Raw genomic sequence first — 13,611 nt, 5'->3', positions numbered from 1 at the left:
CCTGTCAAAACGGGCTGACGATGCCGGCCCACATTTCGTAGGCGGCAAGGAGGGCTACCGCGACAAGCGCGGCGGCAAGCACGGCTTCGAGGAGACGGAAGGGCTTTTGACCCGACTCTCGGCAGGCAAGAACATAGAAGAGAATGCCCGGCGCATAGAGGATTGCACACATGAACAGGTAGGCCGGGCCGGCGGCATAGACGAGCCACAGCCCGTAAAACGTTGCCAGAATCCCGATGAGCATTGGGGCCGTTCGTTGTTCACCCGGTGCATAGCTTTCGCCTGATATGGCCAGCTTTGCAGCATAGGCGCCGGAGAGGATGTAGGGCACGAGGATCGCGGTTGATGCGATGGAAAACAACGCCTGATAGGTGCTGTGAGCAAAGAGCGTAACGCCGAGGAACGCCTGGACAAGAAGATTGGTGATCAGCAGCGAAGCCCACGGGACGCCACGGTCACTTTCCAACGCGAGGAATTTCGGCATGGTTCCGTCCTTGGCCGCCGCAAATGGAATCTCAGCTGCGAGGAGCGTCCAGCTTAGAAAGGCACCGATCACCGAGATGACAAGTGCGATGTTGATGAGAGCCGCACCCCAGGGGCCGACGACTGCCTCAAGCACCCCGGCCATCGATGGATTCTTCAGTGCGGCAAGCTCGGGTTGGCTCAAAATACCAAGCGAAAGCAGGGATACGAGCGCGTAGAACGCGAGACAGGTGAAAAACCCCAGGACCGTTGCCGTGGCAATGTCTTTCCGCCGCTCGGCCCGGGCGGAGAACACGCTGGCCCCTTCTATGCCGATGAATACCCAGAGGGTGACCAGCATGGTGCTCTTGACCTGCGTGGTGATCGAGCCGAGGCTTGCGTTGCCCAGACCGGTAAAGTCGAGCGAGAAGACATTAAGCTTGAAGGCGACGACGCCGACTCCGACGAACAATACAATCGGCGCGATCTTTGCGATGGTGACGATAAGGTTCGCGACCGCTGCTTGGCGGATGCCCGCGAGGACAAGCGCGTGGATCAACCACAGCAGGATCGATGCGCCGAGCACCGCCTGCCAGGTGTTGCCATCGCCGAAGGACGGGAAGAAATAGGATAGTGCGCTGAAGACGATAACTGCATAGGAAACATTACCGATCCATGCACTCAGCCAATAGCCCCACGCACTATTAAAGCCGATAAATGGACCAAATCCAGCTTTCGCATAGGCATAGGGGCCTACATTCAGGTTTGGTTTGCGGGTGGCCAGGGATTGATACACAAAGACCAGCGCCAGCATGCCGATCGCCGTGATCCCCCAGCCAATTGCGATGGCCAACGGACCGGCGCCGGCCGCCATGTTCTGCGGCAGGCTGAAGACGCCGGATCCGATCATCGAGCCGATGACCAATGCCGTTAGCGAACCCAGGCGCAATTTTCTGCTAACCGCCACCGGCTCGGTCGAGGCGACAAGCTTCATGCCGATCGAAGTCATGGTTTTCTCCCAAGGATTAAGGACGTCTATGGGAGACACTGGACACCGGGCGGCGGTGACAAACCTTGATCCTGGTCAAGGCGGTTGTCATTTTTGTAGACTTGCACACCGCACCCAGAATGTTGGTTGACGATCCTGGAGTTTGCCGCAGCTACAATGCGGCATCACCCGCCGTCCGTCTGTTCGGTGTCATATTGCGAGCCTGCGCACAGTAGTCTCTCCAGACTTTTCAGGAAGGGGCGCTGACTACCGACGATCTTTTGGCCTGCCTTGGAAAGAGAGAACCATTCGGCGCGATCGATCTCCGGGAAGGACTGAAAATGCCCGCTTCGTGGCGGCCACTCAATTTCAAACAGATTGCTGCGCAAGCGGGATGTATCAAATACTCCCTCAAGGGCAAAGGCGGTGACGACCTTTCCGCTCTTCTGGCGCAATTCGCCAAGAGGCTGCAGTGCGCCATCAGTTGCACAGCCTGTTTCCTCAGCGAATTCCCGTCGAGCGGCCGATTCAGGTGCCTCATCATCGCCGTATTCGCCCTTGGGAATAGACCATGCGCCGTCATCACGTTTACGCCAGAAGGGGCCTCCCGGGTGGACAAGCAGCACCAAAATGCTGCGTCGCGCCTTTTTATACATTAGGATCCCGGCGCTTTTCTTCATGTCTGATCGTTCCTATCAATGGAACCCGTATGTCTTTGCCTCGACCCCAAGATTTTGGCCATAAAACGACGGATGCGGTTGGATTCAAGGCAAAACGGCACTTAAACCGCCCAACCAGCGACATGCCCTCAGCTCATCGCTTCGGAAGCAACCGTTAAACGACGGACGATCGCATTGTCACCCCTGGTCGGGATCAAAGCAAAGGAGCAAACCCGCAACGGTCCGAGCGGCATTCGGTCTCGAATATCCGATGACGGCGATCAACCATGTATAGATGATGAATACCGACAGTCACCGACCAAAATCGCGCCGTAGCACGACGATCGTAGGATCGTCCTTATCGTCATAGGCGTGGAAGGCCATGTCGCGCTCCAGCTCGATTGCAGCATGGTTTTCGCGGCTTTCTATGGATTCGATGCTTTTGAAATTATGCCGTTCTGCATAGCGGCAGATGTGGGCCAGCATTTCCCAACTTATACCCTGATGCTTGTAGTCTTCACGAATGGTCAGCGCGACCTCTCCGCGCTGAGTGTCCTTGCCGACTGCTAGCATCGCCACGGCTAGTAAAATCTGATCCGATGAAAAGGCAAGGAAATTGACGCGCCTGGGATCACCAACGCTTGTCATTTCAACGAGCCTTTCATGGGAAACGGATTTCATCCCGGATAGGAAACGAAATCTGACGTCGTCTGGTGTCACGTGGGTGAAAAAATCAGCGACAATTGCCTCATCTTTTGGCTCGGCGGCGCGAACGTGAAAGTGAAAGCCGCTACGCGTGGTTAGGTCACCCTTGGTATCTTCGATTTCCATCATGCTTCTCCTTCAGACCCGCGGAACAACGGTCAATCGATGTCTGGACACGAGCGGTCACGCGTTGAGCCTAGCAGATCTGCACATATCGACTTTGATCCAGCGCAAAACGGCCTGCCGATCAGGATCGTTGCGCGTCTCTACAATCCTTGGAAATTCTGTGTTGGTCGATTCGACGCAGAAGCAGACGATGCGCTGCATTTCGCGGATCGGACCATTCGGGCGCTGTGGGAGTATTGCACAAAATAACATTCCCTATTGCGTGGAACGTCGGTCCAGGAATTGCACCTCCGAAATCATCGTCGTGGCGTCGGCGTCATAGAGAGTGAGAGATCGGCTCAGATTTTCATGACGGGTTCAGAGTTGGGAGAGAGTTTTCCGGCGCCCGTCATGGAGAGACGACCCATGACTCAGGTGGAAATTCTGGATATCGATCGTGGTCGGCAGGGCTACAAAGTAGATATCAATGTGGCCAGCGGATCGGCCGCGTGTCCTCGGAATAGTTCTTGCGGCCTGCGGACGAGCGTTACCTGTGACTGTCCGACCTCTACGCCGCTGTGCGCTGCCGGACCGAGCGCAGCCGGACCCGAACTGTAGAGAGCGCGGCGATCAGCGTGGAGGCCATCGCCGGTGCCACTGGAGACAGACAAGCTGTGACAGAAGGAGAACATCGGGTAGCCCCGTGTGCTTGGACCTGCCTGCTACGCGGGAAGCTTGACACCAAGCAGCTTCGCCAGTTCTGTCGTTGCTGTCTTGCGGGCATCCGATCCTAGTTTGTCGAGATTGAGTTGCTTCCATTTTACGGCGGGCAGTTCCGGCGCACCCGGCACACCGAGCTTATCCCAATCTGGCATTCCGACCTTGAAGCTGACAAGAAATTCTCGGTGTGCGGTTGGCATCTCGCCAACGATCCTGTCCACCAACGCCCGACGGGGCTTCCAGTAGCTCTTCCAACGTCAGCGTCTCCGCTGTCATCCCCTGGAAGTTGCGACGGAATTCCTCTGCAATGTCCTTCTGCCCTCGCCCAAGGACGGCGGCGATCGGACTGTCGTGGCTGATGAGATAGACGATGGACGCTTTCCTGAGGTCATCGCTTATGCCTTCGTGAGTCAGAAGATCCCGCACGTCGAACAGGTCGCGGGGATGCTGACGATCAAGTGCTGCCATGATCTTTCCGGCATAGAGGTCGGCGAAAGAGACGAGCCGCATTTTCGCAAAACCAAAATTCTCTTCGAGCTGTTCGGATACGGGCCGCTCCACTGGTGCGAACACGCAACCGCGCAGAACGGGCGTCACCTCGATTTTCACCTGGGTCCGACCGCGCTGGACGATCAATCGGGCAAGCGTGCCGTCGGAGTGGCGGCTCTCGGCGATATGAACACTGTCGATGGTCCGCGAAATGCGATCCTTGATGCGCAGAAGTGCTGCCTCGATCGCCGCCAGCGATTCGCCTCGCGACGCTACCGGTAGATAGGTGAGGTCGATATCGACCGACAGGCGCGGCATATTGCGGACGAAGAGATTGATGGCGGTACCGCCCTTGAGCGCAAAGCAGTCCTCTACTGCCACGGCTGGAATGGTTTGCACGAGCAGTGCCACCTGTTTCCGATAGCGCTCATCGATTGCCATGGAACTCCTCCGGCACGGTTATGAGATAGGTTGGATCGAGACGGCTGCCGGGTACGAGCGAGCGTTTGCCGCGACCAAGGTCGATGACATCCTTGTCCAGATGCTTTCGCCAGGGATGCTGATGACGATCGGCAAAGAAGAACAGCCGCTTGACCTTGATACTCTTGCAGTCAGCAAGCAGCGTTTGCAGACGGCGTGGCCTGAGGGTGATCAGGCTCTCGAAGAATTTGTCGGCCTGCTCGAAGCTTGCCTCATGTGGCAAGCCGTCGAGCATTTCGAGGACCGCGCGCTCCGGCGTAGACAGCGTCAGCGGCCACTCCCATTGTCCCCAAGGCATCACGCTGAGCGACGGCGCATATTGAGGGTCGATTTCGATGGCGCCGCCGTCTCGGATATTCCACGTACGGCTTGTCAAGCCGAAATGAATTGGATCATTTGCGAAGAGCGTTTCGCTGTTGTGGTAGTGGAACGCCACCGTCAAGGGCAGCTTGTTTAGCCATGCCGGAGCGAGATGTGGGCCATAGAGGTGAATGTGGCGATCCTCCCCGTTCGAGATAATGGGAAAATCCATGCAGAGAGAGCAGATCTGGCCGGCGAACAACTCCTGATTCCGACTGGAGAAAATATGGCGCAGTTCGACCCAAATCTTCTGGCGCATATCACGACATCGACGGAGGCGCCGGTCGTTCGGCATTGTGCTGTCAGCCAATCCACTATTTTCATGGAGGTTCAACTCGGCAAGGGCGTCACTCTGGTCAGCGAGAGCCTTGCAAAGATTTTGCGCGTTGATCGCACGGTGTGGCGACCGATCGCTGGGCCTACCAGCTTCAATCAAGTTTCAGCGATTTGGCTTGAGTCCAATCCCAAGCGTGCTGTCTTCCGTCTGGTTGCTCTTGCGAAGCGCATCGAATGCTAGGCACATGCGGAATAAGGGCTGGGATGGTTGGGGCATGCTTGGCAATGAGCCGGTCAAGGACCAAAACAACTATTGGTGCCAGGAGCACTTTCCCGATAAAGATTGGGTTGCAGAAAGACGCGCTTGTCGGAAGGGCTGATATCGGTGGAAAAGCCTCACATGACAGATAAGGTCAAGCCCAAGCTAGTCCGGACAGAGCTCAACTGATCGCCAGCCATTCCTGTGTCCGTCGCACCAATTCTCGACGAACTAAGGCGATTGGTGGTATCTCGGTGGTATCTCAATGGAAAACGCAAATATCAGTTCTCTCAGCAAAACCATTAATCGTCTGATTTTCTTGAGAGAACTGGAGCGGGCGAAGGGATTCGAACCCTCGACCCCAACCTTGGCAAGGTTGTGCTCTACCCCTGAGCTACACCCGCTCATTCCCGTCGCGATCCGGGGTAGTGTGTTGGACCGCTGGGCGTCGTCTTGCGGCGACGGGCGCTATATGGCCTAACCATTTTTCAAATGCAACAGGGAAATGACGAGTTCGCGAAGAAAAAATGCATCTTCTTTCCATAAGCTCTCGGAAAGCCCGGAAACGCCGGGCTTTGCCGTCTCGAAGATTGCAATGAAATTGTGAGCGACGTATCAGGGGCGAACCATTTTTCATTGCGAGACGTCATGACTGAGACCACTCCAAAAACCCGCGACGATCTTTTCCGATTCCTGGACGAGCTCGGCATTAGCCATACGACCAAGGACCATGCTCCAGTCTTCACCGTCGCCGAATCGGTGTCGCTGCGCGACGAGATTCCGGGCGGCCATACGAAGAACCTGTTCGTGAAGGACAAGAAGGACAATTTCTTCCTGTTGACCGTCGAGGAGAATGCGACCGTCGATCTGAAGACCGTTCACACCCAGATCGGTGCGGCGAGCAAGGTGTCCTTCGGCAAGCCGGAAAAGCTGATGGAATATCTCGGCGTCATTCCGGGCTCGGTTACGGCCTTCGGTGCGATCAACGACGTCGCCAACAACGTTACCTTCGTCCTCGATGCCGATTTGATGGCGCATGACATCATCAACTGCCATCCTCTGTCGAACGATGCGACGACGTCGATTGCCAGCGGCGATCTCCTGCGCTTCATGGAGGCGACGGGTCATACGCCGCTAGTCTTGAAAGTGACGAGCTAACGTACGATTTTAGCGCTAAGATATGGCAGGCGGCTTCTCTTCGAGCTGTCCGTGTGCTTTGACCATTCCATTCGGCGTGCTGCCAGACGAACTTTATCGGTTCGTTTGGAAATCATGCTCTCCATAAGATCAAGGATGCCGGCAGGCGGGAGACACTCATGAGCGGTTCGAACAATCCCTACAACGCTTCCTTCGGCGGGCAGATGTCGGCCTCGGCATCCTACGGCGGCGCGCCGGCAGCCGGTGGCGCTTCGCCGATCAAGGACACGACGACTGCCAACTTCGCCAAGGATGTTATCGAAGAATCACGCCGGCAACCGGTGCTGGTTGATTTCTGGGCGCCCTGGTGCGGCCCGTGCAAGCAGCTGACGCCGGTTCTCGAAAAGGTGGTCACTGAAGCCCAGGGGCGCGTCAAGCTGGTCAAGATGAACATCGACGATCATCCCTCGATCGCCGGCCAGCTGGGCATCCAGTCGATCCCGGCCGTCATCGCTTTCGTCGACGGCCGTCCGGCCGATGGTTTCATGGGTGCTGTTCCCGAGAGCCAGGTTCGCCAGTTCATCGATCGTCTCGGCGGCCCAGCGGGCGGTGCGGACGATCAGGCGGCGGAAATAGCCGCTGTTCTGGAAGAGGCGAGCGGCCTGCTTGCCGCCGGTGATGTCAATGGTGCCGCCGAGCTCTTCGGTGCGGTGCTGCAGGCGGATCCCGAAAATGCCAAGGCGCTCGCCGGCATGGCGGAATGCATGATCGCAGCCGGCCAGAGCCAGCGTGCCCGCGAAGCGCTTGCCGATCTGCCGGAGACGCTCGCCAACGATGCCGGCATCCAGGCCGTGGTCAAGAAGCTCGACCAGATCGACGAGGCCCGCAAGCTTGGCGATCCCGTGGCGATCGAGCATGAGCTTGCCCTCAATCCCGACAATCACGAACAGCGCATCAAGCTCGCCAAGATCCGCAATGTCGAGGGCAAGCACGAGGAGGCGGCCGAGCATCTTCTGACCGTCATGCGCAAGGATCGCAGCTACGACGACGACGGCGCACGCCGCCAGCTCCTGGAATTCTTCGAGGTGTGGGGCGCCAAGGACCCGGCCACGATCGCGGCGCGGCGCAAGCTTTCCTCCATTCTGTTTTCGTAAGAGCCTGTTTTCCTATTGTAGATGGCGATCGTGCGAAACATTTCGCGCGATCGTTTGTTTAGATGAACGCGGCGTATCGGCACCTCGGCTAAAATACTCTTGTGTTTTCGGCAGACGGGCTCACATTGTCTGACGACGTGTCGCGGGACGGGAAGCGACCGCGATGTGTGTCGTTCCTGTGCGGCCCACCGTGGCCGGCGGCGCGGTGTTCTAGCGGGATGGAAGAGATGCAAGTCGGCAATGCCAGATATTTGAAGCCAAGCGATCTGCCCGAATCGGTTGCTGTCTTTCCCTTGTCCGGTGCGTTGCTGCTGCCCGGGGCGCAATTGCCGCTTAATGTCTTCGAGCCGCGCTATCTTGCCATGTTCGATGCGGCGATCGCCGGCAACAGGCTCATCGGCATCGTGCAGCCTGCGCTTTCCGAGCCGGCCGACTCGCCGAACCTCTCGCATGTCGGCTGCCTGGGACGCATCACCTCCATCGCCGAAACCGGCGACGGACGCTATATTGCCGCGCTGACCGGCATATGCCGTTTCCGGCTGATGGATGAAATCACCACGCACCAGCCCTATCGCACCTTCCGCATCACGCCTTTCATCTCCGATCTCAAGTCGCACCATGAAGAGGATACGGTCGACCGCGCCGCACTGCTTTCGGCCTTCCGGGCCTATCTTGAAGCCAACAAGCTGGAGGCGGATTGGGAAAGCGTCGAGCGGGCCGACAATATGATGCTGGTCAATTCGCTCTCGATGATGGCGCCTTTCGATCCGGCTGAAAAGCAGGCACTTCTCGAAGCCCCGGATCTCAAAAGCCGTGCCGAAACCTTCATCGCCATCGTCAAGATCGTGCTGGCCGGCTCCGGCGACACTGATTCGCTGATGCAGTAGGAGCTTACCGATGGATGTTACGGTCAGCAAAGTCGACCCGAAACTGCTCGATCTCCTCGTCTGCCCGCTGACCAAGGGGTCGCTGAGCTACGATCGGGAAAAGAACGAGCTGATCTCGGAAAAGGGGCGCCTTGCCTATCCGATCCGCGACGGCATTCCGATCATGCTGATTTCGGAAGCGAGACGTATCGAGGATTGAGGTTGGTTCAGCTCGGTCGAGATGTATCGTTCACCCGGCGGTGCACCAGCAAAAGGCCCAGAAGCGTGCAATATGCAATGCTCGAGATCACCAGGGCCAACCACAGAGCAGCCTGCGGGCCGGCATAGGTTACCACGGTGGTGAATAATGGCGGCGCCGCTGCATAGGAGAGATTGAGGGGCACCGCCAGTCGTGCCGACGCACGGGCGTAAGTACCAGTGGGAAAAATCTGCAGCGGCAGCGTGGCGCGGGTAACGGCGGTGATGCCGCTGGCAATGCCATAAAGCGTGGCGAAAAGCATGGCGCCCGTGAAGCTGTTGCTCAGCAGAAGAACCGCGAAGCTCAAGGGAAATAGAGCAGAGCCCGCGAGGCCGATGGCAAAGCCCGCCCAGCGCCCACCGCCGAGAAAATCGACCAAGCGGCCTGCCCATCGCGCAATGCCGATGAAGGCTGCCGCCGCCAGCGCACCGGCATGATCGAGACCGGCAGCCTCGAAGAGGATGATGATCGTCAGGGCAAATCCCCAGGTAACGAAGCCGTTGGCGGCAAAGCTTGCGGCCAGCAAGGTGAAACTCGGCCCATGGATGAGAGCAGGCTCCGGCGCGGCCTTGGCAGCCGATTTCTCCCTGGGTTGACGGGCAAGCGTGATCCAGTGCAGCGGCGCGCAGACAAACAGCATCAGCGCGGCAAAGAGAAGCGTTGTTGCGCGCCAGCCACATTGATCCTGCAGAAGGCCGGTCAGCGGCCAGACGATCGTCGATGTCAGCCCGCCGGCCAGAATCAAAACGCCGAGCGCACGACGTGCTCTCTCTCCGGCCATTTCGCTGACTGCAATCTGTGCCGGTGTGGTCAACATGCAGGTGCCGGCAAGGCCGAGGGCCACCCATGAAAGGATATAGAAGACCGGACCGTGGGCAAGCCCCAGGGTCAGCAATCCGGCTGCGCCCAGAGCGGACCCCAAGGTCATGATGGGACGCGTGCCGTGGCGCTCGATCATGCTGCCCAGCGGCCAGGATATCGCGGCCATCACGATAAGCATGATCGTTGGTCCCGCCATGACCATGGGCAGAGCCATGCCAAGCTCACCAGCCATGGCAGGACCGGTCACTGCCGGCAGATAGAAGGTCGCGCCCCAGCCGATGAGCTGGGTCAGCGAGAGGGCGACAACGGCACGAACTGTAGGCGAGCAGAGCCGCATGCCAGTAATCGGTGCGGAAAGCGCCATGAAGCCGCGGCAACGATGGAAAAGAGGGGGCATCAAGGACCTTTGGACGCGACTAGCTTTACTTCTTATGGAACGAGGAACGTCGGCATTTCCGTCAGCGATGGCGAAAAGAAATTAATGCTGGCTGAGTGGCTGCACTTGCTGTGGTTCCGAGTCCGTTGTGAGATTGGATGGGGTTTAAAGCGTGAATTTCCGGTGTGATTTCATCTCTGTTTGTGCTCGACTTTTGCATTATCCTCAAACGAGGAATTTGAGGGGAGTTTGAGGAAAATTCATGCAGGATCGGCACCGCATCTCGCTCAATGCCATCAGGGTGTTTGCGATCGTGGCACGCACGGGAAGTCTGACGGCCGCTGGCAATGAGCTTGGCGTAACTTCCGGTGCGATAAGCCACCAGCTCAAAAAGCTTGAAGACGAGCTTGGGGTGAGCTTCTTCCGTCGGGGAAACAACACAGTCTCCCTCACCGAAGTGGGGCAGCGGTTTTATCAGGAGGTGGGGCCGGCGATCGGGCTCATCGAGCGTTCGGCCGAGGCTCTTTATCGCGATGAAAACGAAATCAGCGTCCACGCAACGACATCGCTTGCGCTGCGCTGGCTCATCCCGTCGCTGGATCGCTTTCGCGCCCTCTGCCCGCAGGTGCGCGTTCGGGTAGAAACGAGTTCTGCGCGGAGTTTTTCAATCGTGCCGCATTCAGATGTCAGTATCCGTCATTTCAGGATAGGGGAGGCGGCCGAAGGATGGGAATTCCTTGCGCGCGATCTGCGCCGTCCGGTCGTTTCTCCGGGCTTGCAGGCAAAAGACGCCAATCGTCAGGAGATTGCCGTTCCGCGCCTGCCGGCTTTGCAATGCTGTGTGGGCAACTGGGATTGGCAGCTCTGGTGCGAGGCGTTCCATCTTTCGCCGGCAGACCTTTCCTTCGGTCATGCCTTCGACACGGACGATGCCGCGCTTCATGCCTGCGTCGCCGGTCTTGGGGTGCTACTCGCACCGACCATTCTCACGGGCCGGGAAATGAAATCGGGTGCGCTGGTAAACCTGCCGGGCTATGAACCGGTCGAAACCGGCACGTATCGCTATCAGCGCCGTTCGGAATCGAGAGCGGTCCGGCAATTCTGCAACTGGATGGATATCGAGATGCAAAACCTCGAATAGAGAGTTTCCGCTTTAGAGATTGGCGATTCGATCCCGATCCTTTAAATCGCCTCGCCCGCCAGTAGCCGCGGATTGTGCTTCGCCGTGGTGCCGGCCGCTTGGCCGATGAAGAAGGATTTGAGGCTTGGCAGGCGGTCGACGATTCCCAGTCCGAAGTCGCGAGCGATGCGCAGCGGCGTGTTGTCGTTGGAGAAGAGCCGGTTCAGCACGTCGGTCGTCACGCCCATGCGGAAGGTGTCGAAGCGGCGCCAGGTCTGGTAGCGCTCGAGAGTGTTGAACGAGCCGATATCGAGGCCGAGGCGGTCGGCCTCGACGATGGTTTCCGCAAGGGCCGCCACATCCTTGAAGCCGAGATTGAGGCCCTGGCCGGAAATCGGGTGAATGCCGTGCGCGGCATCGCCGGCCAACGCAAATCGGGGCGCGACGAAAGCGCGGGCAAGCGTCAGGCCGAGCGGGAAGGCGCGGCGCTCGCCGACGGTGGTGAGTGCGCCGAGCTTGTGGCCGAAGCGGCGTTCCAGCTCCTCCTCGAAGAGGAGATCGTCCGAGGCGACCAGCCGTTCTGCGTCGCGGGTGCGCTCCGTCCAGACAAGCGAGGAGCGGTTGTTTTTCAAGGGCAGGATGGCGAAGGGGCCGGAGGGCAGGAAATGCTCCTCGGCGCAGCCGCCATGCGGGCGCTCATGCTCGACGGTGACGACAATGCCGGACTGGCCGTAATCCCAATTGACGGTCTTGATACCGGCCATGTCGCGCAGCTTGGAGCGCACGCCGTCGCAGGCGACCAGAAGCCGCGTTTCGAGCGTGCTGCCATCCGAGAGGGTGAGCGTGGTCTTGTTGTCGTCGGTGACGAAATCCGTCGCGCTGAGGCCATGCTTGATCGGGATGCCCAAGCGCTCACAGGCGCCGCGAAGCGCCCCGACCATGGTCATATTCGAAACCATATGGGCGAAGGGCTGACCCTCGGCGACTTCGCCGTCGAAGGTGAGGAAGACCGGGCGGACGGGATCGCCGGTGCGCGAATCGGTGACGATCATGCGGGTGATCGGCTCGGCCTCAGGCGCGATTTCGTTCCAGACACCGAGAACATCGAGCATCTTCGAGGCGGCGGCGATGATCGCCGATGCCCGCATATCCTTCTTCCAAGCGGTTTCGGGAGCGGCTTCCACGATCATCACGTCGAGGTGAGGTGCGGCCTGCTTGACTGCGACTGCTGCGGCAAGACCCACATATCCGCCACCCACTACCAGCATGTCCAACATAGTGCTTCCCTGTGTCTTACTATCGCGTCCTGCTCTATATAGAGCATCCTGTTGACGGTTCCTACCATGGGAGTTCAAGCAAAATGTCGCGAGAGACCGAGAAGCTCACCCCGATGGAAACCGTGTTGGCGACGCTCGATCTCGAAACGATCGAGATGAACCTATTTCGCGGCAAGAGCCCGCAGGTCGGCTGGCAGCGCGTCTTCGGCGGGCAGGTCATCGGCCAGGCGCTGATGGCGGCGCAGAGAACTCTGGATGGCGATCGCTTCGCGCATTCGCTGCATGCCTATTTCATGCTGCCGGGCGATCCTTCGGTGCCGATCCTTTATCAGGTCGATCGCCTGCGCGATGGCTCGAGCTTCAATACGCGGCGCGTGCTGGCCATCCAGCATGGCAAGGCGATTTTTGCGCTGACCGCATCTTTCCAGGTCGACGAGCCCGGCTTCGAACATCAGAGCGATATGCCTGATGTGCCGATGCCGGAGGAGCTGATGGACGAGGAGCAGGTGAAACAGCGCTATCTCGCCCACGCGCCGGAGAACGTCCGCCGCTACTGGGAGCGCAAGCGGGCGATCGAAATCAGGCCGGTGTCGATCGAGAGCTATTTCTCCCGCGCACAGCCGAGCCAGCGGCAGAATATCTGGGTTCGGGTGACGGGACCGGTGCCGGATGACCGGCTCTACCAGAATGCGGTGCTCGCCTATCTCTCCGACATGACGCTGCTCGATGTTTCCCTGAACGCGCATGGCACATCGGTCTTGGACCCGACCGTCCAGGTGGCGAGCCTCGACCACGCCATGTGGTTCCATCGACCGTTCAAGCTCGATGACTGGCTGCTCTACAGCCAGGAGAGCCCGAGCGCCTCCGGCGCCCGCGGATTTACGCGCGGCAGCCTGTTTACGCGATCCGGTATCCTGATTGCGTCGGTAGCGCAGGAAGGCCTGATTCGTAAAAAGGCAAATGATTAAATAAAGTGCAATTTTATAAAATTGCACTTTATTTGTGCTGCTCTTTTGGCGAGAAATGCCGCTTTATTGGTTCTGCGCAATAAATCTGTTTTATTTCAATACGTTATAAATGTGTCACGAATCTGGCAC

General features: G+C 58.5%; 15 protein-coding genes and 1 tRNA gene. 7 read left to right on the top strand and 9 right to left on the bottom strand.

Going from position 1 to position 13,611, the window contains the following annotated elements; translation table 11 throughout:
* Window positions 1–4 precede the first annotated feature (4 nt).
* The 6 genes from arcD to ACK83U_RS14825 all read right to left on the bottom strand — a co-directional run bounded on the left by arcD (window position 5) and on the right by ACK83U_RS14825 (window position 5,140).
* On the bottom strand, window positions 5–1,471 hold the full coding sequence (arcD, locus tag ACK83U_RS14850) for an arginine-ornithine antiporter (protein WP_412474664.1): 1,467 nt from the start codon (window positions 1,469–1,471) through the stop codon (window positions 5–7).
* Window positions 1,472–1,635: 164 nt separating this feature from the next.
* The gene (locus tag ACK83U_RS14845; RefSeq protein WP_112607945.1) at window positions 1,636–2,130 is read right to left on the bottom strand and encodes an NUDIX domain-containing protein; all 495 of its coding nucleotides are present in this window, start codon (window positions 2,128–2,130) and stop codon (window positions 1,636–1,638) included.
* 291 nt (window positions 2,131–2,421) lie between these two features.
* Window positions 2,422–2,940 carry a GNAT family N-acetyltransferase gene (locus ACK83U_RS14840; protein ID WP_112338843.1) on the bottom strand — a complete coding sequence of 173 codons (519 nt, stop codon included), beginning with the start codon at window positions 2,938–2,940 and terminating at the stop codon, window positions 2,422–2,424.
* Between the two features lie 701 nt (window positions 2,941–3,641).
* Entirely contained in the window at window positions 3,642–3,794 is a 153-nt protein-coding gene (locus tag ACK83U_RS14835) for a hypothetical protein (RefSeq protein WP_412474663.1), read from the bottom strand.
* A complete protein-coding gene (locus ACK83U_RS14830; protein ID WP_412474662.1) occupies window positions 3,778–4,569 on the bottom strand; it encodes a nucleotidyl transferase AbiEii/AbiGii toxin family protein in 792 nt (263 codons plus the stop codon). The genes ACK83U_RS14835 and ACK83U_RS14830 overlap by 17 nt, the downstream gene beginning before the upstream one ends.
* Complete coding sequence (locus ACK83U_RS14825) at window positions 4,556–5,140, bottom strand: type IV toxin-antitoxin system AbiEi family antitoxin domain-containing protein (RefSeq protein ID WP_412474661.1); 585 nt, start codon at window positions 5,138–5,140, stop codon at window positions 4,556–4,558. The genes ACK83U_RS14830 and ACK83U_RS14825 overlap by 14 nt, the downstream gene beginning before the upstream one ends.
* Window positions 5,141–5,194: 54 nt before the next feature.
* Here ACK83U_RS14825 and ACK83U_RS14820 point away from each other — a divergent pair, with 54 nt between their 5' ends.
* Window positions 5,195–5,485 (top strand): hypothetical protein, encoded by a 291-nt coding sequence (locus ACK83U_RS14820; protein ID WP_162708048.1) that lies wholly within the window; start codon window positions 5,195–5,197, stop codon window positions 5,483–5,485.
* A gap of 347 nt (window positions 5,486–5,832) precedes the next feature.
* Here the strand turns inward: ACK83U_RS14820 and ACK83U_RS14815 are convergent.
* Window positions 5,833–5,907 (bottom strand) — tRNA-Gly (locus tag ACK83U_RS14815).
* Between the two features lie 244 nt (window positions 5,908–6,151).
* Between ACK83U_RS14815 and ACK83U_RS14810 the strand changes: the two genes are divergently transcribed.
* From ACK83U_RS14810 to ACK83U_RS14795, 4 genes are all read left to right on the top strand, one after another.
* A complete protein-coding gene (locus ACK83U_RS14810; protein ID WP_112607941.1) occupies window positions 6,152–6,661 on the top strand; it encodes a prolyl-tRNA synthetase associated domain-containing protein in 510 nt (169 codons plus the stop codon).
* 158 nt (window positions 6,662–6,819) lie between these two features.
* A complete protein-coding gene (gene trxA, locus ACK83U_RS14805) occupies window positions 6,820–7,794 on the top strand; it encodes a thioredoxin (protein WP_112607939.1) in 975 nt (324 codons plus the stop codon).
* A 227-nt stretch (window positions 7,795–8,021) separates the two neighbouring features.
* Window positions 8,022–8,681, top strand: coding sequence for an LON peptidase substrate-binding domain-containing protein (locus ACK83U_RS14800; RefSeq protein ID WP_112607937.1), 660 nt, complete (start codon window positions 8,022–8,024; stop codon window positions 8,679–8,681).
* A gap of 10 nt (window positions 8,682–8,691) precedes the next feature.
* Window positions 8,692–8,880, top strand: a complete 189-nt coding sequence (locus ACK83U_RS14795; RefSeq protein ID WP_015341504.1) for a Trm112 family protein — start codon at window positions 8,692–8,694, stop codon at window positions 8,878–8,880.
* A gap of 7 nt (window positions 8,881–8,887) precedes the next feature.
* Here ACK83U_RS14795 and ACK83U_RS14790 read toward each other — a convergent pair whose 3' ends face one another.
* Entirely contained in the window at window positions 8,888–10,138 is a 1,251-nt protein-coding gene (locus ACK83U_RS14790) for an MFS transporter (protein WP_412474660.1), read from the bottom strand.
* Window positions 10,139–10,379: 241 nt separating this feature from the next.
* Here ACK83U_RS14790 and ACK83U_RS14785 point away from each other — a divergent pair, with 241 nt between their 5' ends.
* Complete coding sequence (locus ACK83U_RS14785; RefSeq protein ID WP_112607933.1) at window positions 10,380–11,258, top strand: LysR substrate-binding domain-containing protein; 879 nt, start codon at window positions 10,380–10,382, stop codon at window positions 11,256–11,258.
* Between the two features lie 41 nt (window positions 11,259–11,299).
* Here the strand turns inward: ACK83U_RS14785 and ACK83U_RS14780 are convergent, their stop codons facing one another.
* The gene (locus ACK83U_RS14780) at window positions 11,300–12,514 is read right to left on the bottom strand and encodes a ubiquinone biosynthesis hydroxylase (RefSeq protein WP_412474659.1); all 1,215 of its coding nucleotides are present in this window, start codon (window positions 12,512–12,514) and stop codon (window positions 11,300–11,302) included.
* Window positions 12,515–12,597: 83 nt separating this feature from the next.
* Between ACK83U_RS14780 and tesB the strand changes: the two genes are divergently transcribed.
* A complete protein-coding gene (tesB, locus tag ACK83U_RS14775) occupies window positions 12,598–13,482 on the top strand; it encodes an acyl-CoA thioesterase II (RefSeq protein ID WP_112607929.1) in 885 nt (294 codons plus the stop codon).
* Window positions 13,483–13,611 lie beyond the last annotated feature (129 nt).

It is taken from the genome of Rhizobium sp. WW22 (assembly GCF_047041135.1).
Lineage (GTDB): Bacteria > Pseudomonadota > Alphaproteobacteria > Rhizobiales > Rhizobiaceae > Rhizobium.
This window is presented reverse-complemented; position numbering and strand designations above follow the sequence as displayed.